Consider the following 21,722-nt stretch of genomic DNA (forward strand, 5'->3'; position numbering starts at 1 on the left):
GCCGGTATGCCCTGGCGCGCGCGGGCGGCGAGCGCCAGAGTTGCAGAACCCCCGATTGCGGAGCACCGCCATGCCCACCACCGATTGCCTGTCCGACCCCCGAGCCACCCCGACCGCCGAACAAGCCCAGCTGCTGATATGCGTGGTCGGCACCGCGGATGTGCTGCGCGCCCGGGCGCAGGATCTCGCGCCTCTGGCAGCCGATGCCCGCGTGAAGCGCATCGACTGGCGGCTGGACGACGAATGGGGCCAACCTCCGGCCGAGGCCGACTGGGCAGACGGCGTCATCGTGCTGAACTCGGACGCCTGGGCGGCGCCGACCGGCTGCGCACGCTTGCAGGCGTTGCTGAAGATGGCCTGGCGCTGTGGTCGCACGGTGGCCCTGTGTGGCGATGCGATGAACTGCCTGCGGGTGCTGGGCTTCGCGGTGGATGTGCCGGCCGAGGCCGAGGGCCTGTTCCTGTGCCCGCAGGCGCCCTGCCAGGGCACGCTGCGGGAGTTTCTCGATGCTGTCCGGGAGCAGCCGCATCGCGGGCGTTGAGCCGGTGGGGGCAGAAACGAAGCGGCGGGCTCTGGGCCCGCCGTTTCGCTTGTCATCGGCGTGACTATCGGCGGATCAGGCCCACCACCAGGCTCACGATGGCCAGGATGACGAAGCCATAGAACAGCAGCTGGGCGATGCCTGCCGCGCTGGCGGCAATGCCACCAAAGCCGAACAGGGCCGCCACGAGGGCGATGACGAAGAAGATGATGGCGTAACGCAGCATGAGGATCTCCTGTAAGGGAAGGAAAGTGTTGGCAACGTCAATCTAGGGCGCGGCCTTGCCGCGAGATGCCGGCTGCTGCCGCGCGGCGGGGTAGGAGGCCGCCGACGCTGCAGCGGCAGGCGGCGCCGCGGTGTCGCAGCGCACCGGCGGCACGTCCTCGCCGGGGTCCACGAAGGCCAGCAGGGCTGCCGGCGGCGCCAGCGCCCCCAGCGCGATCGCCGCGATCGCCTTGCCGCCCAGGGCCTTGCCTTCCAGCGCCACGCGTGGGTCGGCGAGCGTGCCTTGCACACGCAGCGGGGTGCGCAGCGTGAGCAGCGAAAAGTCCTTGGGCTGGGCCTTCAGCCGCAGGTCGAGCGATTCATCGGCGAAGTTGATCCGGCCATCGATGTCGATGCGGCTGTCCCGGTTGTCGACCACCGCGGTGCGTGGCCGCAGCGCCCCGGCCTTGAAGCGGCCCGCGAGCTCGGCGCAGTTCAGCATCAGCTTGCGGTCGCCCCGCAGCCACACGGCCAGGCCCTGGGCCAGGTCCAGCCCCACGGCCTCGGTCAGCAGGTGGGAGATCTGGCCCTTGTCGAGTTGTAGCCGCACGGGCCCGTCCAGGCTGCCCAGCAGCTCGGCGGGACTGCGGCCGCGGCCGGAGAGGTCGAGGTCGGCCCGCAGCCGGCCGGTGACCGGGTCGTCCGCCAAGGCGCGGGTCGGCAGGCGCAGCCATTGCTCGATGGCCATGCCGCGCACGCCCAGGCCCAGCGTCCATTGCGGCGGGGCGACCCGGGTGTCCAGCCGCACGGCGCCGGTGGCCTCGCCGCCAGCAATGCCGGCATGCAGGTGTTGCAGGTCGAGCACGCCGTCTTCCAGAACCAGGCTCACGTTCACCGGCGAGAGCGGCGCGAGCTTGGGTGTTCCCAGGTCCAGCTGGTTCAGGGCCGCGGCCACGCGGGCGTCCATGGTGCGCAGCGAGGGCAGGTCCCAAGGGCGGTCGGGCAACACGCGACCGGGGCGGCTCGGGCGGGTGTCGGCGCCCACGGCCGGACCAAGGTCGGCCAGGCGCAGCCCGCCGCGCAACAGCCCGCTCAGTTGCGGCCGCGCGGGCCGGGTGTCGAAGTAGAAGTCACCTGCGAGCTGGCTCTGGCCGACGCGCGCCTGGGCGCCGCCCAGCTGCCAGACGCCCGCCGCATGTTGCAGTCGCCCGCTCAGCGTCACGGGTGGTGTGCGTGGCAGCGTGATGTTGAAGGGCCGGCCGATGTCGGCGAGCGACCGGCCGCGCACCTCCAGCCGGCCGTCCAGCGCGCGGGCATCCAGCAGCGACGAGGCCGTGCCTTCAAAGCTCAGCCGGCCCTCGCGCTGGGTCAGTTCGGCCCGCAACTGCACCGGCGGCAGCCCCGCGTCGGCGGGCGCCAGCAGGGCCAGACCAGCCCCGGCTTCGGCCTTGAGCGCGAGTTGCTGGCCTCGCAGCTGGCCTTGCAGGTCGGCCTGCCAATGGCCATTGGCGGCGGTGGAGAAGCGAGCGTCGCCGCGCAGGCGCAGTGGCTGGTCGTCGAGGCTGGCCTGGCCGTCACGAATGATCAGGTGATCGATCTGCGGCAGCTCGGCGCGCTCCTGGCGTTGCCCACTCGGCTGCACGGGCCAGGCCGTTCGCCCGTCGGCATCGCGCTGCCAGGAAAGTTTCAGGCGGTCGGCCTGCACCAGGCGCAGCCGCAGCGGTGCGCCGTGGCGCCAGGCCCACAGGTCAGCCCAGCGCCACTTCAGCAGCACCGCACCGGCTTCGGCCAGCGCCTCGCCGGCCGGCCCGGTCACGGCCAGGCGAGACGCCTGCAGGCGTGGGTCCAGCAGCAGATGCAGCCGGGCGTCACCGTCGAGCTGCAGCCCCCGGTCGGCGCGCGTGGCCAGCCAGGGCGCCACACCGGGCCAGCCCGCCCATTCCATGCCGGCGACCCCGGCCACCAGGGCCAGTGCGGCCGCGCCGACGGCTTTGATGGCAAATCTCATGAGCCGATGCTCGTGGGCACGCTCCCGCGCGAGCGTGGGACGCGCACGATGCGGCCTGTAGGACACGGCGACGGCGGGGCCCGGCGCTGCGTCGGCCTGCCGTCCGACAGCCAGCCCGCGGGCCGGCGACTAGCCTTGCCGCATCACTGACAACGGCTGGCCATGGCTGAGAACGCTTCCGCGCTGCAACGATTTCTGACCGTGGCCCGGCCCTATTGGGTGGGTGACCGGCGGGCCTGGGCCTGGGGCTTTCTCGCCGGCATCATCGTCCTGATGCTGGCCGATACCCAGCTGGCCGTCATGCTCAACGACCAGACCGGCGAGATCACGTCGGCGCTGGCAGCGCGCGACGCCGACAGGTTCTGGGCCGCCGTGCGCCAGATGCTGTGGGTGCTGGCCTTCGCGGTGCCGGTGTTTGCCACCTACTACTACGCCCGTGATGCGTATGCCAATGACTGGCGCCGGTGGCTGACGCAGCGCTTCCTGGAGGGTTATCTGCGCGAACGGCGCTACTTCCATCTGGCAGGCGAAGACATCGACAACCCGGACCAGCGCATGGCCGACGACGTGAACACCTTCACCGGCCGCTCGCTGCATTTCCTGCTCATCCTGCTGGGGTCGCTGATGCAACTGGTGGCCTTCAGTGCGGTGTTGTGGCGGCTGTCGCACACGCTCGTCGGCTTCCTGGTGGCGTATGCGTTGGCCGGCACGGTGCTCTCGCTCGGGCTGTTCGGGCGGCCGCTGATCAAGCTCAACCACTGGCAGCTCAAGCGCGAGGCGGACTTCCGCTTCCGCCTGATGCGGGTGCGCGAGAACGCTGAATCCATCGCCTTCTATGGCGGCGAAGACCAGGAGCGCCACCAGCTGCAGCAGCGCCTGCGTGCCACCTTGCTGAACACCCGCCGGCTGATCCGTGCGCAGTTCGGCCTGAACCTGTTCCAGCGCGGCTTCAGCCAGCTCAGCCTCCTGGTGCCCAGCGTGGTGCTGGCACCCGAGGTGCTGTCGGGGCGGTTGGAAGTGGGCCAGGCCGTGCAGGCGGCGGGCGCCTTTGCGGCGGTGCTGGGCGCGGTGTCGCTGATCATCGACAACTTCGAAAGCCTGTCGCGCTTCGTCGCCGGCATCGACCGGCTGCACGTGATGGCGCGGGTGCTGGAATCGCCACCGCCCGAGGCGGGCATCGCACGCCAGGAAGGGCAGGAGCTGCATCTGCAGGGCCTGACCGTGCAGGCGCCGGGCAGCGACCGTGTGCTTGTGGAGAACCTGTCCTTGCGCGTTCCCGAAGGCGGCTCGCTGCTGATCACGGGCGCGAGCGGCTGTGGCAAGAGCTCCTTGCTGCGCGCCATCGCGGGGCTGTGGACCCAGGGCAGCGGGCAGGTCTCGCACCCGCCGCGGGAGGACGTGTTCTTTCTGCCGCAGAGGCCCTATCTGCAGACCGGCACGCTGCGCAGCCAACTGATCTACCCCAGCTCGCAATCGACGCTGGACGATGCCGCGCTGCTCAAGATCCTCGACGAGGTGCAGTTGCGCCACCTGGCCGAAGACGAGGGCGGACTGGACCGGGTGCGCGACTGGGAAAAGGTGCTCAGCGGCGGCGAGCAGCAGCGCCTGGCCTTCGCGCGGCTGCTCGTGCATGAGCCGCGCCTGGCCATCCTGGACGAGGCGACGAGCGCGCTCGACGACGCGAACCAGAAGCGCCTGTACGAGCGGCTGCGCGAACGCGGCACGACGCTGGTCAGCATCGCCCACCGGGCGGCCGTGGCGGGCTTTCATCGCCATGTGCTCAAGCTGACCGACGGCGGTCGCTGGACCCTGGCGCGCACCGGCAGCGAAGCGGCGAAGAAGTCAAGCGACTGAGCGAGCCACCGGTGCCTGCCTGGCCCGGCGGCAGGCGGGCCTGGGTGAATTCCCGACCGTTCGGTCGATCAATCGCGCATAGGATCGGCCACGCCTTCTTTCCGCGTTGCCATGGACCTCACGATTGCCGCCATCCTCGGGCTCGACGGCCTCACCAACGGGGCCATCTATGCCTTGGTCGCCCTGGCCCTGGTGCTGGTGTTCTCCGTCACCCGCATCATCTTCATTCCGCAGGGCGAGTTCGTCGCCTTCGGCGCGCTCACGCTGGCGTCGCTGCAACTCGGCAAGGTGCCGGGCACGGTGTGGCTGCTGTTGATGATGGCCGTGGCCGCGGCGGTGCTGGACGTCACGCAGGGACTGCGCGAGCGCTGGCCCGCCGGGCGATTCAAGTCCGTGCTGCTGAAGACGCTGGCGCTGCCCGTGGCCTTGTCGCTCGCCACCCCGTGGCTGCTGCAGCAACAGCCGCCCCTGTGGCTCCAGGTGCTGCTGACCCTGGCCATCGTCACCGCCATGGGCCCGCTGCTGTACCGCCTGGCCTACCGCGCGCTGTCGGGCGCGAGCGTGCTGACGCTGCTCATCGTGTCGGTCGGCGTGCACTTCGCGCTGACCGGGCTGGGGCTCGTGTTCTTCGGGGCCGAGGGCTACCGAACACCGGCGTTCTGGGAGGCGCGCTTCGATGTCGGGCCGCTGAGCTTTACGGGCCAGACGCTGATCATCTTCGGCGCCTCGGTGGCCTTGCTCGTGGCCATGTATCTGTTCTTCGAGCGCACCCTCACCGGCAAGGCGCTGCGGGCCACGTCGGTCAACCGCACCGGCGCCCGGTTGATGGGCATCTCGGGGGATGCCGCCGGCAGCCAGACGTTCACCATGGCCGCCTTCATCGGCGCCCTGTCGGGCCTGCTGATCGCGCCGTCCACCACCATCTATTACGACACCGGTTTCCTGATCGGTCTCAAAGGCTTCGTCGCCGCGGTGTTCGGTGGCCTGGGCAGCTTCCCGATGGCGCTGTCGGGTGCCATCGGCGTGGGCCTGATCGAGAGCTTCGGCTCCTTCTGGGCCAGTGCCTTCAAGGAGGTCATCGTGTTCACGGTGATCCTGCCGGTGCTGCTGTGGCGGTCCTTCGTGGACCCGCACCACGAGGAGCATTGATGGGCGACGCCGAACACAGCCACAGAGGCACAGAGGCACAGAGATACCGGGTCAGTGACACGGTCATCGCTGCTGCCATCGAAGTCCACAAGGAACTGGGTCCTGGCTTGTTCGAAAGCGCCTATGAGGCCGCCATGGATATCGAACTGAAGGCGCGCGGCGTGGAAGTGCAGCGCCAGTTGGAGGTGCCCATGACGTACAAGGGGCAGCCGCTGGGCTCCAGTTACCGCGTCGATCTGGTGGTGGAGCGCGAGCTGGTGGTGGAGCTCAAGGCCGTCGAGCGCCTTGCCCCTGTTCACACCGCCCAGGTGCTGACCTATCTGCGGCTGCTGAAACTGCGCGCCGGCTTGCTGATCAACTTCAATCACGCCCAGCTTCGACAAGGTGTGAAGAGGATTTCGCTGTGAACCCGCTCTCTCTGTGCCTCTGTGCCTCTGTGGCTGTGTTCTGGGGCCTGTGCCGATCATGACGTCTTTGAAACGTGCCCATTTCGCGGCAGTTGCCGCGCTCGTGCTGCTCGTGCTGCCCTTCGTGCCGGTGCCCGATTTCTGGATCACGCAGCTCAACTACATCGGCCTGTTCTCGCTGGTCGTGCTTGGGCTCGTGCTGTTGACCGGTGTCGGCGGCCTGACCTCGTTCGGGCAGGCGGCGTTTGCCGGTGTCGGCGCTTATACGACGGCCTACATGAGCACGGTCATGGGCCTGTCGCCCTGGCTCGGACTGGTGGCGGGGCTGGCCATCACGCTGGTGCTGGCCCTGGTCATCGGGGCGCTGACGCTGCGCATGTCGGGCCACTACCTGCCGCTGGCCACCATCTGCTGGTGCCTCGCGCTGTACTACCTCGTCGGCAACCTGGAGGCCCTGGGCAAGTACGACGGGCTGCTCGGCCTGCCGGCGCTGCAACTGGGCGACTTCAGCTTCCGGAGCGAGCGGCGCATCTACCTGCTGATCTGGGCAGCGGCGCTGCTGGCAGCGGTGGGCGTGACCCGGCTGCTGGACTCGCGGCCCGGGCGCATCATGCGCGCGCTCAACACCAACCGCGGTGGCGGCGCCACCATGCCCGAGGCCATGGGCGCGAGCACCTTCCGCTACAAGCTGGTGATGTTCGTCGTGGCCGCGCTGCTGGCCTCGCTGTCGGGCTGGCTGTATGCGCACATGCAGCGCAGCGTGAACCCCTCACCCTTTGGCATCAAGTTCGGCATCGAGTACCTGTTCATGGCGGTGCTCGGCGGCATTGGCACGGTGGGCGGAGCGTTCACCGGCGCGGCACTGGTCAAGCTCGCGGAGGACCAGCTCAAGGTCTGGCTGCCGGTGGTGTTCGGCGGCTCGGGCAACTACGAGATCATCGTGTTCGGCGTGGTGCTGGTGCTGGTGCTGCGCTTCGCGCCCGAGGGGCTGTGGCCGCTGTTGGCGCGCTGGCTGCCCGCCCGCGGCCACAAGGCGGTGGACGAGCAGGCACCGCGGCTGTCCGCTCGCAGCCATCCGCCGCGCGGCGCCGCGCTGCTGGATGTGCGCCAGATCCGGAAGCAGTTCGGCGGGCTGACGGCCGTCAACGACATCAGCTTCACCATCCGTGCCGGCGACATCGTCGGCCTGATCGGCCCGAACGGCGCAGGCAAGAGCACCACCTTCAACCTGGTGTCCGGCGTGCTGCCGCTCACCGCCGGGGAGGTCGAGCTGCTGGGCCAGCGCGTGGACGGCCGTGGCAGCCGGGCCATCGCGCGGGCGGGGCTCTCGCGCACCTTCCAGCACGTCAAGCTGGTGCCCGACATGACGGTGCTCGACAACGTCGCCCTCGGCACCTATCTGCGCACCCGCACGGGCACGCTGCGCGCCATGCTCGGCCTGAATGGCGCCGAGGAGGCCCAGGCCCGCGCCGAGGCGATGCGCCAACTGCGCCGCATCGGCCTGGATGGCCAGGCCCATGAGCTCGCTGGGAACCTGGCCCTTGGCCCGCAACGTCTGGTGGAAATTGCGCGTGCGCTGGCCAGCGACCCGTCGCTGCTGCTGTTGGACGAACCGGCCGCTGGCCTGCGCCACAAGGAGAAGGCCGCGCTGGCCGATGTGCTGCGCCAGCTGAAGGCCGAGGGACTGTCCCTGCTGCTGGTGGAGCACGACATGGACTTCGTGATGAAGCTCACCGACCGCATCGTCGTCATGGAATTCGGCCGCCACTTGATGGAGGGCACGCCCGCCGAGGTGCAGGCCAGCCCGGCCGTGCGCGCGGCCTACCTGGGGGCAGAAGAATGAGCGCGTTGCTTGAAGTGCGCGACCTGCATGCCGGCTACGGGCGCGCGGAAGTGCTGCACGGCCTGAGCCTGACGGCCGAGGCCAGGAGCGTCGTCACGGTGATCGGGCCCAATGGCGCCGGCAAGAGCACGCTGCTGGGCGCCTTGATGGGCTTGATCCCGTCGCGCAGTGCCGTGTTGAAGTTCGCCGGCGAAGACATCGCGCGCCTGACGCTCGAAGAGCGCGTCATGGCCGGCCTGGCCCTCGTGCCGGAAAAGCGCGAGCTCTTCGGCACCATGAGCGTGGAAGACAACCTGCTGCTCGGCGGCTGGCGGCCCAAGACCCTGGGCCAGCGGCAGTGGCGTGACGGCCTGGAGAGCGTCTATGCGCGCTTCCCCCGCCTGAAGGAGCGCCGCACGCAGGCGGCGGGCACCTTGTCAGGCGGCGAGCGCCAGATGCTTGCGCTGGGGCGGGCGCTGATGGGGCAACCCAAGCTGCTGATGCTCGACGAACCCAGCCTGGGGCTGGCGCCGCTGATCGTGCGTGAGATCTTCGCCATCGTCGAGGACCTGCGCGCCACCGGCGTGAGCATTCTGTTGGTGGAGCAGAACGCGCGTGCCGCGCTGCGCGTGGCTGACCACGGCCATGTGCTGGAGACGGGTGAGTTCGGCCTGAGCGGCCCGGCCGATCAACTGGCCGCCGACCCGCGAGTGATCGAGACCTACCTCGGCGCCGGTCACGCGGGCTGAGCCTGCACCCAGAGCAGCAGCAGGTTGTTCGCGGGCATCGCCACGCGCTCGCGCAGCATGAGGCCGTGGGCGCGGGCCACCCTCGCCACATCGGCCAGGCGCCGCAAGCCCCAGGCCGGGTGGCGCTGCTTCAGGTCGGCGTCGAAGGCGAGATTGCTGGGGGCGGTGTCCACGCCGTCTTCCAGGTAGGGGCCGTAGGTGATCAACATCCCCTGAGGCGCGAGGTGGCGAGATGCCCCGCGCATCAGCGCCTCGGTGCAGGCCCAGGGCGCGATGTGGATCATGTTGGCGCAGTAGATCGCGTCCACCTCGGCCGACACGCCGGCCCAGGTCGGCGCCAGGACGTCCAGCGGCAGCGGGGTCCGCACGTTCGATAGTTCGGCGCACCAGTCGGCGATGCCCGGCAGGGCGTCGGCGTCGAAATCGGTGGGCTGCCATTGCCAGCCTGGCAGCGCGGCGGCGAAGGCGGCGGCATGCTGGCCCGTGCCGCTGGCGATCTCCAGCATCAGGCCCGAGGCGGGCAGCCAGCGCTGCAGCTCGGCCAGGATGTGCGGCGCGTTGCGTTCCGCGGCGGGGCTGTGACGGCGGGCGTCGTGCATGCTCAGATCGGCCGCAGGAAGAGCCCAACCGTCAGCGCGATGCCCAGGCCCACGATGGCCAGGCGCAGCGCCTTCTCGTTGACGTGGTGCAGCGCCCAGGCGCCGGCCAGGCCACCGAGCAGGGCGCTCACGCCCAGCACCACGGCCTGCAGCCAGTGCACCTCGGGTGAGGTGATGAAGAGGGCCACGGCCGAGGCATTCATGATGCCGGCGAGCACGTTCTTGGTGGCCCCCGCATTGCGCGTCGGCATGCCGGCGATGGTGAGGGCCGCCAGCATCAGGAAGCCGATGCCGCCGCCGAAGTAGCCGCCATAGATCGCGATCAGGAATTGCATGACCGCCGTCGGCGCCGCGCCGAGGTGCCGGCCTTCGGCCGCAGGCTTGCGCAGGAAGCTGCCCCAGGCGAACACGCTGGTGGCGAACAGCACCAGCCAGGGCACGAGGCGCGCAAAGACCGACGAGGGCGTGTGCAGCAGCAGCCAGGCACCCACGGCGCCGCCGACCAGGCTCAGCCCGATGAGCGCCCGCACCGACAGCGTCGGCGTGCCGCTGACCAGCCGCCGGCCGGCCCAGCCCGAGGTCATCTGCCCCGGGAACAGGGCCACGGTCGAGGTGATGTTGGCCGCCAGTGGCGACATGCCCGTGAGGATGAGGGCGGGCAGCGTCACGAAGGAGCCACCACCTGCGAGAGCGTTCTGCAGACCGGCCCAGAGGCCGGCCAGCACCAGGAGGGCGAGAGCCATGTCGGAGGTTGCGCGAGTAAAGACTGGAAGTTCCGTCGAGCATACGGCTCGACCCGACCACAATGCTGGCCATGGCCCGTCTGAACCGTCCGTATCTGCTGCATGCAGGCTTGCGCCCGGGGGCCGAGGTCGACTTCGACAGTTACCCGTTCAACATTCCGGCCGTGCGGGAGATGGGCCAGATCGACTTCCACCCGAACGTCACGTTCTTCGTAGGCGAAAACGGCGCGGGCAAGTCGACCGTGCTGGAAGGTCTTGCACTGGCGCTGGGCTACAGCGCAGAAGGCGGCACACGCAACGTGCGCCTGCAGACGGTCGAATCAGTCTCCAACCTGCATGAAGTGCTGCGCCTGGCGCGCGGCGTGCCGGCGCCGCGCGACGGCTACTTTCTGCGGGCCGAGACCTTGTTCAACGTGGCCTCTTACATGGATGAGGTCGGCTACACCGAGGGCTATGGCGGCTCTCTGCATCGGCGCTCGCACGGTGAGGCGTTCATGGCGGTGCTGCTGAACAAGCTGCGCGGCCGCGGCCTGTACCTGCTGGACGAACCCGAAGCCGCGCTGTCGCCGAACCGGCAGCTGGCCGCACTGTCCGCGATTCATGCGCTGGTCGAAAACGGTTCTCAGTTCATCATCGCCACGCACTCGCCCATCCTGCTGGCCTACCCGCATGCCCGCATCGTGCTGTTCGATGGCTCGGGTCTGGCCGAGGTCGCCTACGAGGACACCGAGCACTACGCCGTCACGCGAGACTTCCTCAATCATCCCCAGCGCCGCCTGGCGCAACTGCTGGGCGATGACGGTTCGCCCTGATCACAGAGCGCGTGCGACGCGAGAGACAGGCCAGTTGCGCGCTGTTGACACATCGTTTGCCCGCCCTGGCCTGCCGTCAGGCCAGACGCCCGGCCTGGAAGTCGCGCACCGCCTGCACCAGTTCGGCCTCGGTGTTCATCACGAACGGGCCGTACTGCGCAATCGGCTCACCCAGCGGCTGGCCGGCAATCAGCAGCGCGCGGGTGGGGGCCTCGGCGGCTTGCAGGCGCACGCCGTCGCTGCCGGGCGTGTTGGCCAGGATGGCCATGCGGCCTGACAGCACCTGGCAACCGGTGTCAAAGCGCAGGCCGCCTTCGTAGACGTAAACGAAGGCGTTGTGCGTGGCCGGCAGCGGCTGCTCGAAGGTCGCACCGGGCGGCAGTTCCAGGTCGAGGTAGAGCGGCTCGGTCACTTCGCGCTGCACGGCGCCCTTCACGCCATGGCTTTCGCCAGCAATCACCCGCACCGTCACGCCGTCGCGCTCGAACTGCGGCACGTCGGCGCCTTGCACGTCCAGGTACCAGGGTGCGCGCAGCTTGTCGCGCGCCGGCAGGTTCAGCCAGAGCTGAAAGCCTGCCATGCGGCCTTCGCGCTGCTCGGGCATCTCGCTGTGGATGACGCCGCGGCCGGCCGTCATCCATTGCACGCCGCCGTCCGACACCAGGCCTTCATTGCCGGCCGAATCGCGGTGGCGGATGCGACCCTGGCGCATGTAGGTCACGGTCTCGAAGCCGCGGTGCGGATGCTCGGGGAAACCGGCGCCATAGTCCTCGGGCTTGTCCGAGGAGAAGTGGTCCAGCATCAGGAAGGGATCCAGGCGCCGCTGCAGGTTTTGCGTCAGCACACGCTCCAGCTTGACGCCGGCCCCGTCGCTCGTGGGCTGGCCCACCACCAGGCGTTCGACCTGGCGGGGTTGGCTCAGCAGGGAGGTGATGACGGTGGACATGGTCGTGGCCTTTCGGCGGCTTGCGGCCGCTGGAACATCTCAATGCAGTGGAGGGCGCCGTGCCCCTCGGGGCAGATCAGGTCCGCGCGCGGTGAGCAGCACGGACCTGGGCGGCGGACTTTCGGGTCAGGCGGCGAGCAGTTCGTCGATCTGGGCGCGGGCGGCGCTCAGGCCCTGCTCGGCCGCGAAGGCCATGCCCTCGGCGTAAACGAAGCTGACGTCCGTCATGCCCAGGAAGGCCAGCACGGTGCGCAGGTAGGGCGTCATCTGGTCGCTGGGCTGGTCGCGGTGGATGCCGCCGCGGCTGGTGACCACATAGACCTTCTTGCCCTGCAGCAGGCCGACCGGGCCCTTCTCGGTGTACTTGAAGGTGACGCCGGCGCGGGCGACCGCGTCGATCCAGTTCTTGAACTGGGCCGTCACGTTGAAGTTGTACATGGGCACGCCGATCACGACGGTGTCGGCTGCCTGCAGTTCGGCGATCAGCGCATCGTCCAGGGCCACCCGGGCGGCTTGCTCGGCGCTGCGTTGGTCGGCCGGGGTGAAGAGGGCGCCGAGGGCAGCTTCGTCGAGCACCGGCTGGGGCGTCACGGCCAGGTCGCGCACCGTGACGGTGGCGGCCGGATGGGCGCTGCGCAGGCGGGCGGTCAGCTCATTGGCCAGCCGGGTGGACACCGAGCCTTGGTCGTCGGTGGCACGGCGGGCGCTGGCATTGATTTGCAGGATGTTCATCTGGGGCTCCGAGGCGGAAGGTTGCGATGGGATGAACTCTAGGAGTGCACCCGCAGCATCGGAAGGCGGCGATTTGCATAAGATTGTTCCGTTGATGGATCAATGGAGGCGAAATGGAGCCTGATGCCGATGACCTGCTGCTGTTCGCCCGGGTGATGGAGGCCGGCAGCTTCAGCCGCGCTGCCGAGCGGGTGCACTGGCCCAAGAGCACGGTGTCGAGGCGCATCGCGGCGCTGGAGGCTCGGTTGGGCGAGAAGCTGCTGCTGCGCAGCACCCGCAAGCTCAGCCTGACGGATTTCGGCGCCGGCGTGCTGGAGCATGCCCGGGCGGTCGCGGCCGAGGTGGATGGCGCGCTGGCGCTGGCGCTGCATCGCCAGAGCAAGCCCAGCGGCCGGTTGCGGGTCAGCATGCCGGCCGACTTTGCGCACAACGTGGCCAGCGGCATGCTGTCGGAGTTCGTGCTGACCTACCCCGAGGTGCAGCTGGAACTGGACCTGACCCCGCGCCGGGTGGACCTGATCGGGGAGGGCTTCGACCTGGCCATCCGCATGGGCGAGTTGTCGGAAGACAGCCAGCTGGCCGCGCGGCGCCTGGCCACCACGCACTGGGCGCTGTACGCCTCGCCTGACTACCTGGCGCGTGTGGGCGAGCCGCTGTTGCCCGAAGCGCTGGAGGCCATGCACGGCCTGATGCTGTTGACCCGCACCGGCGATGTGCTGCCCTGGCGCCTGGCCCGGCCGGGCGCCGAGCCGGTGCAGATCAAGCCCGCACAGCGCACGGTGGCCAATGCGCCCAGCCTGCTGGCCGACATGGCCATTGCCGGCGTGGGCATTGCCGGCATCGACCGGCTGATGGTGATGGATGCGCTCAGCCAGGGGCGGCTGCAGCGGGTATTGCCTGGCTGGGAACTGCCGGGCTCGCAATGCTGGGCGGTGTTCCCGGAGCGCCGGCTCATGCCGCTGCGCACCCGGGTATTCGTGGAGGCGATGTCGGCGCTGCTGGCGCGCTGCCCGGCCATGGAGGCCTGACGGGCACGACCTGACCCGTTACTCGGTGTCGTTGTTGAAGGCGACTTCCACCGCGGCTTCACGCGCCTTCTTGATCGGTGCAAAGCGCCATTGCTTGACGGCATCCACCGCGGCCGTGCCCAGCCGGCTGTGACTGGCCTTGATGACCGTGGCCGACTGCACCGAGCCATCCGGCGCCACCGTGAACTGCACCTGCGCGAAGCCGCTGCGGAAGTTGCCCTGCTGCATCTGGCGCGGCAGTGTCGGGTTGACGCGGGCCAGCAGCTTGAGCGGCTCTTCGGGCTCCTCTTGCGCAGCGGGCGGTGGCTCCACGGCTTGTGCCGCGGCAGGCAGCGGTGCGGCCGGCGGCGGTGTCGGCGAGGCGGAGGCCAGCACGACCGGCGTGCGCTCCAGCTCAGGCTCGGGCTGGGCCGCGGCGGTGACGGTTGCGGGCGCCGGCGTGGGCGCTTGAGTAGTTGTCGGCGCGGCTGCGGTGGCCGTCGGCGGGGTGGCTGGTGTCGGCGCAGCCGCAGGCTTGGGGGCGGCAGCGACCGGAGCGGGGGCGGGCGCCGGCTTCTTCGCCGCAACGGCCGGGGCGGGTGCGGGCGCTGGGGCCGGGGCAGGCGTGTTGCCCTGTCGATTGGCGCCCTTCTCGCCGTTCACGCGAATCCAGTGAAACACGGCGTCAGCCGCCTTCTGGGCCCGCTCCAGGTTCTGCTCCTTGGCGGATTCTTGGGCGCCGGCGGGTTGAGCCAGCATCAGCAGGGCGCCCGTGATGGCGGGCAGGGCAAGCGCCAAAGGCGGGCGCAGTCCGAGTGTCATGACGACTCCACAAAGACGGATCGAACAGGGCAAAAAGACACGGTCAGCGAGCCGCGGACTCTAGTCAGCCTTGTGGATGACGTCAGCGGGGTTTGTCCCCTGTGAGACAGAAATCGTGGGGCTGTCGGAAAACTGTCACGAAAACGCGGGACAGGGCTGTCCCTTTGATCTCGCGTTTAGCCCCCGGTCTCAGCTGCTCAGCAGCGCACGGCAGCGCTTCTCGTGCTGCTGGATTTCGGCCAGCGTGACCTCGATGTCGTGGCGCTGCTGCTCCAGTTGCTGGCGGTGCTGCGCCAGGATGGCGAGAAACGCCCTCAGTTGGGGCGCGGCGCTGGCCTGGCTGTCGTACATGTCCACGAGCTGCTTGATCTCCTGCAGCGCCAGGCCCAGCCGCTTGCCGCGCAAGGTGAGCTTGAGCCGCGTGCGGTCGCGCGGCGTGTAGACGCGGTTGCGGCCCTTGCGGCCCGGCTCCAGCAGGCCCATGTCCTCGTAGAACCGGATGGCGCGCGGCGTGATGTCGAACTCGGCGGCCAGCTCGGTGATGGTGTAGGTCGGCTGCGGGGCTTCGGTCGCGGGCGGGACAGACTTGCGAGGGGGCATGGCTACACTCGATTGACGTAAACGTCAGTCTAAAACCAGTCGAGCCCTCCGCCATGGCCAACCCGCGCGAATCCGAACTCCACTACCTGCTGGGCGACACGCTGCCCGGCCCCGGCGAGGCCCTGGATCTGGCCCCCAGCGTGCGCTGGGTGCGCATGGGCCTGCCCTTTGCGCTGGACCACATCAACCTCTGGCTGCTGCGCGACCACCTCGACGGCCGCGACGGCTGGACCATCGTCGACTGCGGCATTGCCAGCGACGACACCCGCGCCAACTGGGAGCGCGTGTTTGCCGAGCGGCTGGACGGCCTGCCGGTGCTGCGCGTGATCGCCACCCACTTCCACCCCGACCACCTCGGGCTGGCGCACTGGCTCACGGAGCGTTGGGGCTGCCGGCTGTGGATGAGCGCGACCGACTTCAACCTGGCGCGCCTGGCCAGCAGTTCCACCGTCGGCATGGGGGGCGCCGCCGCGGCCGCCTTCTTCGGCAGTCACGGCCTGACCGACCCGGAGTCGCTGCAGAAGATCCGCGAGCGCGCCGACTACTACCCCAAGATGGTGCCGGTGGTGCCGGCGAGCTTTCGGCGCGTGATGGACGGCACCGAGGTCGAGATCGGCGGGCGCACCTGGTACTGCGTCGCCGGCTACGGCCATGCGCCGGAGCACATCAGCCTCTTCTGCCCCGATGCGGATGGCGCGCCGCTGCTGATCAGTGGCGACATGGTGCTGCCGCGCATCTCCACCAACGTGTCGGTCGTGGACGTGGAGCCCGAGGCTGACCCGCTGACGCTCTATCTGAACTCACTCGCACGCTACCTTGCGCTGCCGGCAAACACGCGGGTGCTGCCCTCGCACGGCAAGCCGTTCACGGGCCTGCACGAGCGCATCGACCAACTCCGCGAGCACCATGACGAGCGCCTGTCGGAGGTGATGGTGGCCTGCACCGCCGAGCCCACGCATGCGGCGGGGCTGCTGTCGGTGCTGTTCAAGCGCAAGCTCGACCTGCACCAGACGACCTTTGCCATGGGCGAGGCCATCGCCCACCTGAATGCGCTGTGGCTGCAGGGCGACCTGGTGCGCGAACTCGGGGCGGACGGGGTCTACCGCTTCCGGCCGGCCTGAGTCCGGTCGCCTGTTCGGCCGCACGGCTCGGCTCCACCAAGAGAAACGCCGCCGATACGTAGGATCGGACGGCGGCGGCTCGTTTTTGCCTCGGTACCTCCGCTCCCGCCGGCTGTGCCGGCCTGGGTACCTGTGATGACAGCGTCGGCGCGCAGTGTTGCTGAACGTGAAGCGGCCAGGGTGGGAATATTCACAAGTCGGGTTTCGGACCCGAATGCCGTTGGGTGGCGCCGTTACTGCACGACGATGGATTCTTCGCGCAGCGCGTCGCGCGAGCGCTCGAAGTCCGGCAGCACCGAGCGCACGGTGTCCCAGAAGGCGGGGCTGTGGTTCATCTCGCGCAGATGGGCCAGTTCATGCGCCACGACGTAGTCGATGATGGCCGGCGCGAAATGGATGAGCCGCCAGTTGAGGCGGATGCTGCCGTCCGCGCTCGCGCTGCCCCAGCGGGTCTGGGCAGACGACAGGCGAAGCGACTTCATCGACACCCCGAGCAACTCGGCAAAGCGCCGGCAGCGGGGCAGGAAGTCCTCGCGCGCCCGCGCCTGCAACCACGCCTGCGTGAGGTCGCGGATCTGCTCGGCCGAAGCGCCCTGGGGCAGCGGCAGGCGCAGCTGGCGGCTCGCTTCATCCCACACCACTTCGCGCTCGGCCGGGGCCAGCATCAGCGTGATCGTGGCGCCCAGGTAGGGCAGGGTGCCGCCATCCATCCATTCGATGCGTGAGGCCTGGATGCGCTGCTGGCGCTCGCGCTGCTCCACCAGCTTGCGCAGGATCCACTCGCCCTTGTGATGCAGGGCCCGCTCGATCTCGGTCACCGGCACCCAGCGCGGCGCACTCACGCGCAGCCCTTGCGGGCCGACGACGAAGCCTATGCTGCGCCGGCGGGCGCGCTTCAACTCGTAGCCGATGCGGTGCTGGCCGAGCACGAGCTCGCGCCGCGCGCGTGGCGCACCGGGTTCGGCAGGCGTGATTTCCGGTGCCACGTCGAACAGTGACAGCTGGCTGTCCTGCAGAAGCGGGGCCGGGCGCTTGGGCGGCATGGGGCTCAGCGGCGATGGGAGGCGGGTTGGCCGGCGACGCCGGCGGGCGCAGGGTCTTGGTAGGCCTGCGGGTCGAGGCGGCGCATCTCGGACTCGATCCAGGTCTTGACCTCGGTCATCAGCTCCCCCGGCTCACGGCCTTCGGGCCGGATCTGGCGGCCAATCGAGATGTCGACGACGCCGGGACGCAGCAGGAAGCTCTTGCGCGGCCAGCAGCGGGCCGCCGTCACGGCGATGGGCACCACCGGCAGACCGGCCTCGATGGCCAGCCGCGTGCCGCCGGTCTTGTACTCGCCCACCTGGCCGCGGGCGATGCGCGTGCCCTCGGGGAACATGATGACCCAATTGCCCATGCCGCCCAGGCGCTTGCCCTGCGTGAGGACCTTGTTCCAGGCCTCGGTGCGGCGGCCGCGGTCGATGTGGATCATGTCCATGCGCGCCATGGCCCAGCCGAAGAAGGGCACGTAGAGCAGCTCGCGCTTGAACACATAGGCCAGCGGATGGCTCAGCAGCGCCGGGTAGGCGAAGGTCTCCCAGGTGCTCTGGTGCTTGGACAGGAGCACGACGCCTGCCTTGCGGTCCGAGGCGGTGGGCAGGTTGTCCATGCCGTGGATGCGCCAGCGCACACCGCAGATGTAGCGGGCGCTCCAGATGGCGACCTTGAGCCAGCCGGCGCAGGCCCAGTAGACCGGGTCACCCCGGCGGAAGATGGACAGCAGCAACACGCCCAGCGCCCACGGGATGACCGTGACGACGAGCACGAGGACGAAGATCAGCGAGCGAATGGCGCTCAGCAGGGTGGACATCAGTTCAGGTCTCCGGCCTGGGTGTCGGGGGCCAGGGCCTGGCCGCGGGCTTCGGCCACGCGGCGGCGTTCTTCCTGGATGAGGGTCTCGGCAAAGCTCGCCAGGTCGTCGTGCACGCGCGCCTGCGGCACTTGCACGAGCAGGTTGGCCAGTTCCTCAGCGCCCAAGCTGCCAATGGGGCCGGTCAGCACGAGGTGAGGGACGCAGCCGGCGTTTTGCGCCGTCAGCAGGTCGGTCAGCGAGGCCCCGACCATGTGCACTGCGCCAAGCTCGACGTCGAAGCGCTCGCCGATCTGCTTGATGAGGCCCGGCAGCGGCTTGCGGCAGTCGCAACCTTCCTCTGGGGTGTGCGGGCAGAAGAAGGCCGCGTCCAGCCGCCCGCCCTTCTCGGCGAGCAACTGGTTCAGGCGGATGTGCACCGCGTTGAGCGAGGCCATGTCCAGCAGGCCGCGGCCGATGCCAGCCTGGTTGGTGGCCAGCACGGTGTGCCAGCCGGCGTGGTTCAGACGCGCCACGGCTTCCATGGCACCGGGCAGCGGGTCCAGTTCTTCCGGCGCCTTGACGTGGTCGTCGCGGTAACGGTTGAGCGTGCCGTCGCGCCCGAGGATGACGAGCTTCATGCCATGGGCGTGGTCGGCGTTGCGCGGCATGTCAGGTGGCGAGTTTGGAGAGGTCGGCCACGCGGTTCATGGCGGCGTGCAGGCGGCCCAGCAGCGCGAGCCGGTTGGCGCGCAGGGCCGGATCTTCGGCATTCACCATCACGTCGTCGAAGAAGGCGTCGACCGGGCCCTTGAGCGCAGCCAGGGCCTTGAGCGAGCCGGTGTAGTCGTGCTGTTCGAACAGGCTGTCAGCGGTCGGCTGCACCTGGGCGATGGCGGTGGCCAGCGCGCGCTCGGCGGCCTCCTGGAGCAGCTCGTCCTTGACCTCGGTGGGCAGCTCGCCCTCCACCTTCTTCAGGATGTTGCCCACACGCTTGTTGGCCGCAGCCAGCGAGGCGGCCTCGGGCAGGCCGTTGAAGGCGCGCACCGCGGCCAGGCGCTTGGGCATGGAGCCCCAGCCGCCGGTGCGCACGGCCGTGGCGGCCTCCACTTCCTGGGCGCTGTAGCCGAGGTCGCGCAGATAGCCCACCAGGCGCTCGTAGACGAAATGCAGCAGCGCCTCGCGGGCCTTGGGCACGTCCGTCAGCATGCCTTCCGGGAAAGTGCCGAAGGCCGCGTCGACCATGTCGGGCAGCGACAGCGGCAGGTTCTTCTCGACCAGGATGCGGATGATGCCCAGCGCGTGGCGGCGCAGCGCGAACGGGTCCTTGTCGCCCGTGGGCAACTGGCCGATGCCGAACAGGCCGGTCAGGGTCTCGAGCTTGTCGGCCAGCGCGACCACCGTGCCGGTGTGGTTGCGCGGGAGCGCATCCCCCGCAAAGCGCGGCTTGTAGTGGTCTTCGATGGCGATGGCCACGCCGTCGCGCAGGCCTTCATGGCGGGCGTAGTAGCCGCCCATGATGCCCTGCAGCTCGGGGAACTCGCCGACCATGTCGGTCAGCAGGTCGCACTTGGCGAGCTGGGCGGCCTCCTTGACCTTGCTGTCGAGCACCTTGAACTCATCGTCGGCCTCGACCGTGTAGGGCAGCGTCGCCATGCTGAGCTGCTGCACGATGGCGTGGCCGATGCCGCGCACGCGCTCGGCGCGCTCACCCTGGCTGCCGAGCTTGCCGTGGTAAACGACCTTGGCCAGGCCCGGGATGCGGTCGGCGAGCTTCTTCTTGCGGTCCTGGTCGTAGAAGAACTTGGCGTCGGCCAGGCGAGGGCGCACGACGCGCTCATTGCCGCCGGTCACGGCGCTGGCATCCGCCGGCGCGATGTTGCTGACCACCAGGAAGTGGCGGGTCAGCTTGCCGTCTTTGTCGAGCAGCGGGAAGTACTTCTGGTTGGCCTTCATCGTCAGGATGAGGCACTCCTGCGGCACCGCCAGGAACTCGGGCTCGAAGGCGCAGGTCAGCACGTTCGGGCGCTCGACCAGGGCCGTGACTTCGTCCAGCAGCGCGTCGTCCTCGATGGGCGTGAGGCTCAGCGCGTCAGCCGCGCCCTTGAGCTGCCGCGAGATTTCGGCGCGGCGCTCGGCAAAGCTGGCGATCACCGCACCCTGCTCGCGCAGTTGCGTGGCATAGCTGTCGGCATCGGTGATGCTGAGCTGCGCCACGGCGGCTTCGAAGCGGTGGCCGGTTGTGACGCGGTCAGCCTTCAGGCCCAGGGCCTGGACGGGCACCACCTGCGCACCATGCAGCGCGATCAGGCCATGCGCCGGCCGCACGAACTTGACATCGGTCCAGCCGTCGGCGAGCTGGTAGGTCATGACCTTGGGGATGGGCAGCTTGGCCAGCGCCTGGTCCAAGGCGATCTGCAAGCCCTCGGCCAGCGCCACGCCGGGCGCCACGCGCTCCAGGAACAGGGCCTCGGCCTTGCCGTCAGGCGCGCGTTGCAGCCGGGAGACGGCATCGGGGCCTTCGCCGAGCGCGGCCAGCTTCTTCAGCAGGGCTGGCGTGGCGGCGCCGGCGGCGTCCAGCGCGACGGCGACGGGCATCAGCTTGTGGCGTTGGGCCTTGGCGGGCGCTTCGGCGCGCACATCGCCCACCCACACCGCCAGGCGGCGCGGCGAGGCGAACGGCAGCCAGGGCAGTTCGGTGCCGGGCACGCCGTCGTTGTCGGGCTCGACCAGGTCTTGCGCGGCGAGCGAGGCGTAGAGCGCCTCGCCGAAGGCCTCGCCCAGCTTCTTCAGCGCCTTGGGCGGGAGTTCTTCGACAAACAGTTCAACGAGCAGGTTTGCAGACATCACGCGGCGGCCTTCTTGTTCTTGAGTTCGATCTGCGCGACCACTTCGTCCGCCCAGGCCTTGGGCGCCATCGGGAAGCCCAGCCGCGCGCGGCTGTCGACATAGCTCTGCGCCACGGCGCGGGCCAGGTTGCGGATGCGGCCGATGTAGGCCGCACGCTCGGTCACCGAGATGGCGCCGCGCGCGTCCAGGAGGTTGAAGGTGTGGCCGGCCTTGAGCAACTGCTCGTAGGCGGGCAGGGCGAGCTGCTGCTCCATCAGGTGCTTGGACTGGCGCTCATGCGCGGCGAAGGCGCTGAGCAGGAAGTCCACATCGCTGTGCTCGAAGTTGTAGGTGCTCTGCTCGACTTCGTTCTGGTGGAAGACGTCGCCATAAGTTAGGCCGTCGGTGAACACGAGGTCGTAGACCGACTCCTTGCCCTGCAGGTACATGGCCAGGCGTTCCAGGCCGTAGGTGATCTCGCCGGTGATGGGCTTGCAGTCGATGCCACCAACCTGCTGGAAGTAGGTGAACTGCGTGACCTCCATGCCATTGAGCCAGACCTCCCAGCCCAGGCCCCAACAGCCGAGCGTGGGGTTCTCCCAGTCGTCCTCGACGAAGCGCACGTCGTTCTTCTTGAGGTCGAACCCCAGGGCTTCGAGCGAGCCGAGGTAGAGCTCCAGGATGTTGGCCGGCGCGGGCTTGAGCACGACCTGGTATTGGTAGTAGTGCTGCAGGCGGTTGGGGTTGTCGCCGTAGCGGCCGTCCTTGGGGCGGCGGCTGGGTTGCACGTAGGCGGCCTTCCAGGGCTCGGGGCCGAGGGCGCGCAGGAAGGTGGCGGTGTGGCTGGTGCCGGCGCCGACTTCCATGTCATAGGGCTGCAGCAGCGCGCAGCCTTGTTTGGACCAGTAGTCCTGCAGGGTCAGGATGATTTGCTGGAAGGTCAGCATGG

At 69.3% G+C, this 21,722-nt stretch carries 22 protein-coding genes; 9 read left to right on the forward strand and 13 right to left on the reverse strand.

Annotated features, from left to right (window positions below; genetic code table 11):
- Positions 1-70: 70 nt before the first annotated feature.
- Complete coding sequence (locus CDO81_RS25555; RefSeq protein ID WP_088486087.1) at positions 71-541, forward strand: hypothetical protein; 471 nt, start codon at positions 71-73, stop codon at positions 539-541.
- Positions 542-605: 64 nt separating this feature from the next.
- Here the strand turns inward: CDO81_RS25555 and CDO81_RS25560 are convergent, their stop codons facing one another.
- Positions 606-767: a DUF1328 domain-containing protein gene (locus CDO81_RS25560; protein ID WP_088486088.1), complete on the reverse strand. Its 162-nt coding sequence runs from the start codon at positions 765-767 to the stop codon at positions 606-608.
- Positions 768-809: 42 nt separating this feature from the next.
- Complete coding sequence (locus CDO81_RS25565) at positions 810-2,753, reverse strand: AsmA family protein (RefSeq protein WP_088486089.1); 1,944 nt, start codon at positions 2,751-2,753, stop codon at positions 810-812.
- A 162-nt stretch (positions 2,754-2,915) separates the two neighbouring features.
- Here CDO81_RS25565 and CDO81_RS25570 point away from each other — a divergent pair, with 162 nt between their 5' ends.
- The 5 genes from CDO81_RS25570 (at position 2,916) to CDO81_RS25590 (ending at position 8,734) form a co-directional block, all read left to right on the forward strand.
- Entirely contained in the window at positions 2,916-4,607 is a 1,692-nt protein-coding gene (locus tag CDO81_RS25570; RefSeq protein WP_088486090.1) for an ABC transporter ATP-binding protein/permease, read from the forward strand.
- Positions 4,608-4,718: 111 nt separating this feature from the next.
- Positions 4,719-5,756 (forward strand): branched-chain amino acid ABC transporter permease, encoded by a 1,038-nt coding sequence (locus tag CDO81_RS25575; protein WP_088486091.1) that lies wholly within the window; start codon positions 4,719-4,721, stop codon positions 5,754-5,756.
- A complete protein-coding gene (locus CDO81_RS25580) occupies positions 5,756-6,163 on the forward strand; it encodes a GxxExxY protein (protein WP_088486092.1) in 408 nt (135 codons plus the stop codon). Before CDO81_RS25575 ends, CDO81_RS25580 begins: the two co-directional genes overlap by 1 nt.
- A gap of 58 nt (positions 6,164-6,221) precedes the next feature.
- Entirely contained in the window at positions 6,222-8,006 is a 1,785-nt protein-coding gene (locus CDO81_RS25585) for a branched-chain amino acid ABC transporter ATP-binding protein/permease (protein WP_088486093.1), read from the forward strand.
- Positions 8,003-8,734 carry an ABC transporter ATP-binding protein gene (locus tag CDO81_RS25590; protein WP_088486094.1) on the forward strand — a complete coding sequence of 244 codons (732 nt, stop codon included), beginning with the start codon at positions 8,003-8,005 and terminating at the stop codon, positions 8,732-8,734. The genes CDO81_RS25585 and CDO81_RS25590 overlap by 4 nt, the downstream gene beginning before the upstream one ends.
- Here the strand turns inward: CDO81_RS25590 and CDO81_RS25595 are convergent.
- Complete coding sequence (locus tag CDO81_RS25595) at positions 8,722-9,333, reverse strand: DUF938 domain-containing protein (protein ID WP_088486095.1); 612 nt, start codon at positions 9,331-9,333, stop codon at positions 8,722-8,724. The genes CDO81_RS25590 and CDO81_RS25595 overlap by 13 nt on opposite strands.
- A 2-nt stretch (positions 9,334-9,335) precedes the next feature.
- The gene (locus CDO81_RS25600; RefSeq protein ID WP_088486096.1) at positions 9,336-10,076 is read right to left on the reverse strand and encodes a sulfite exporter TauE/SafE family protein; all 741 of its coding nucleotides are present in this window, start codon (positions 10,074-10,076) and stop codon (positions 9,336-9,338) included.
- 71 nt (positions 10,077-10,147) lie between these two features.
- Here CDO81_RS25600 and CDO81_RS25605 point away from each other — a divergent pair, with 71 nt between their 5' ends.
- Positions 10,148-10,888 carry an AAA family ATPase gene (locus CDO81_RS25605; RefSeq protein ID WP_088486123.1) on the forward strand — a complete coding sequence of 247 codons (741 nt, stop codon included), beginning with the start codon at positions 10,148-10,150 and terminating at the stop codon, positions 10,886-10,888.
- Positions 10,889-10,964: 76 nt separating this feature from the next.
- Here the strand turns inward: CDO81_RS25605 and CDO81_RS25610 are convergent, their stop codons facing one another.
- Positions 10,965-11,834, reverse strand: coding sequence for a pirin family protein (locus CDO81_RS25610; RefSeq protein WP_088486097.1), 870 nt, complete (start codon positions 11,832-11,834; stop codon positions 10,965-10,967).
- A gap of 126 nt (positions 11,835-11,960) precedes the next feature.
- Positions 11,961-12,566 (reverse strand): FMN-dependent NADH-azoreductase, encoded by a 606-nt coding sequence (locus tag CDO81_RS25615; RefSeq protein WP_088486098.1) that lies wholly within the window; start codon positions 12,564-12,566, stop codon positions 11,961-11,963.
- 113 nt (positions 12,567-12,679) lie between these two features.
- Here CDO81_RS25615 and CDO81_RS25620 point away from each other — a divergent pair, with 113 nt between their 5' ends.
- Positions 12,680-13,594 carry a LysR family transcriptional regulator gene (locus CDO81_RS25620; RefSeq protein ID WP_088486099.1) on the forward strand — a complete coding sequence of 305 codons (915 nt, stop codon included), beginning with the start codon at positions 12,680-12,682 and terminating at the stop codon, positions 13,592-13,594.
- 18 nt (positions 13,595-13,612) lie between these two features.
- Here CDO81_RS25620 and CDO81_RS28280 read toward each other — a convergent pair whose 3' ends face one another.
- Positions 13,613-14,395, reverse strand: coding sequence for a TonB family protein (locus CDO81_RS28280; RefSeq protein WP_158218431.1), 783 nt, complete (start codon positions 14,393-14,395; stop codon positions 13,613-13,615).
- 189 nt (positions 14,396-14,584) lie between these two features.
- On the reverse strand, positions 14,585-14,995 hold the full coding sequence (locus CDO81_RS25640; RefSeq protein ID WP_088486102.1) for a MerR family transcriptional regulator: 411 nt from the start codon (positions 14,993-14,995) through the stop codon (positions 14,585-14,587).
- Positions 14,996-15,048: 53 nt separating this feature from the next.
- Between CDO81_RS25640 and CDO81_RS25645 the strand changes: the two genes are divergently transcribed.
- Positions 15,049-16,116, forward strand: coding sequence for an MBL fold metallo-hydrolase (locus CDO81_RS25645; RefSeq protein ID WP_088486103.1), 1,068 nt, complete (start codon positions 15,049-15,051; stop codon positions 16,114-16,116).
- A 233-nt stretch (positions 16,117-16,349) separates the two neighbouring features.
- Here the strand turns inward: CDO81_RS25645 and CDO81_RS25650 are convergent, their stop codons facing one another.
- From CDO81_RS25650 to glyQ, 5 genes are read right to left on the reverse strand one after another with little or no spacing between them, the layout of a single operon-like run.
- Entirely contained in the window at positions 16,350-17,159 is an 810-nt protein-coding gene (locus CDO81_RS25650; RefSeq protein WP_088486104.1) for a M48 family metallopeptidase, read from the reverse strand.
- A gap of 5 nt (positions 17,160-17,164) precedes the next feature.
- Positions 17,165-17,965, reverse strand: a complete 801-nt coding sequence (locus tag CDO81_RS25655) for a lysophospholipid acyltransferase family protein (RefSeq protein ID WP_193466540.1) — start codon at positions 17,963-17,965, stop codon at positions 17,165-17,167.
- Positions 17,965-18,615, reverse strand: coding sequence for a D-glycero-beta-D-manno-heptose 1,7-bisphosphate 7-phosphatase (gene gmhB / locus CDO81_RS25660; RefSeq protein WP_241517160.1), 651 nt, complete (start codon positions 18,613-18,615; stop codon positions 17,965-17,967). The genes CDO81_RS25655 and gmhB overlap by 1 nt, the downstream gene beginning before the upstream one ends.
- Before the next feature lies 1 nt (position 18,616).
- A complete protein-coding gene (gene glyS / locus CDO81_RS25665; RefSeq protein ID WP_088486105.1) occupies positions 18,617-20,791 on the reverse strand; it encodes a glycine--tRNA ligase subunit beta in 2,175 nt (724 codons plus the stop codon).
- Positions 20,791-21,720: a glycine--tRNA ligase subunit alpha gene (gene glyQ / locus CDO81_RS25670; protein ID WP_088486106.1), complete on the reverse strand. Its 930-nt coding sequence runs from the start codon at positions 21,718-21,720 to the stop codon at positions 20,791-20,793. The genes glyS and glyQ overlap by 1 nt, the downstream gene beginning before the upstream one ends.
- Positions 21,721-21,722 lie beyond the last annotated feature (2 nt).

This window comes from Roseateles puraquae, from assembly GCF_002205845.1.
GTDB classification, from domain to species: Bacteria; Pseudomonadota; Gammaproteobacteria; order Burkholderiales; family Burkholderiaceae_C; genus Pelomonas; species Pelomonas puraquae.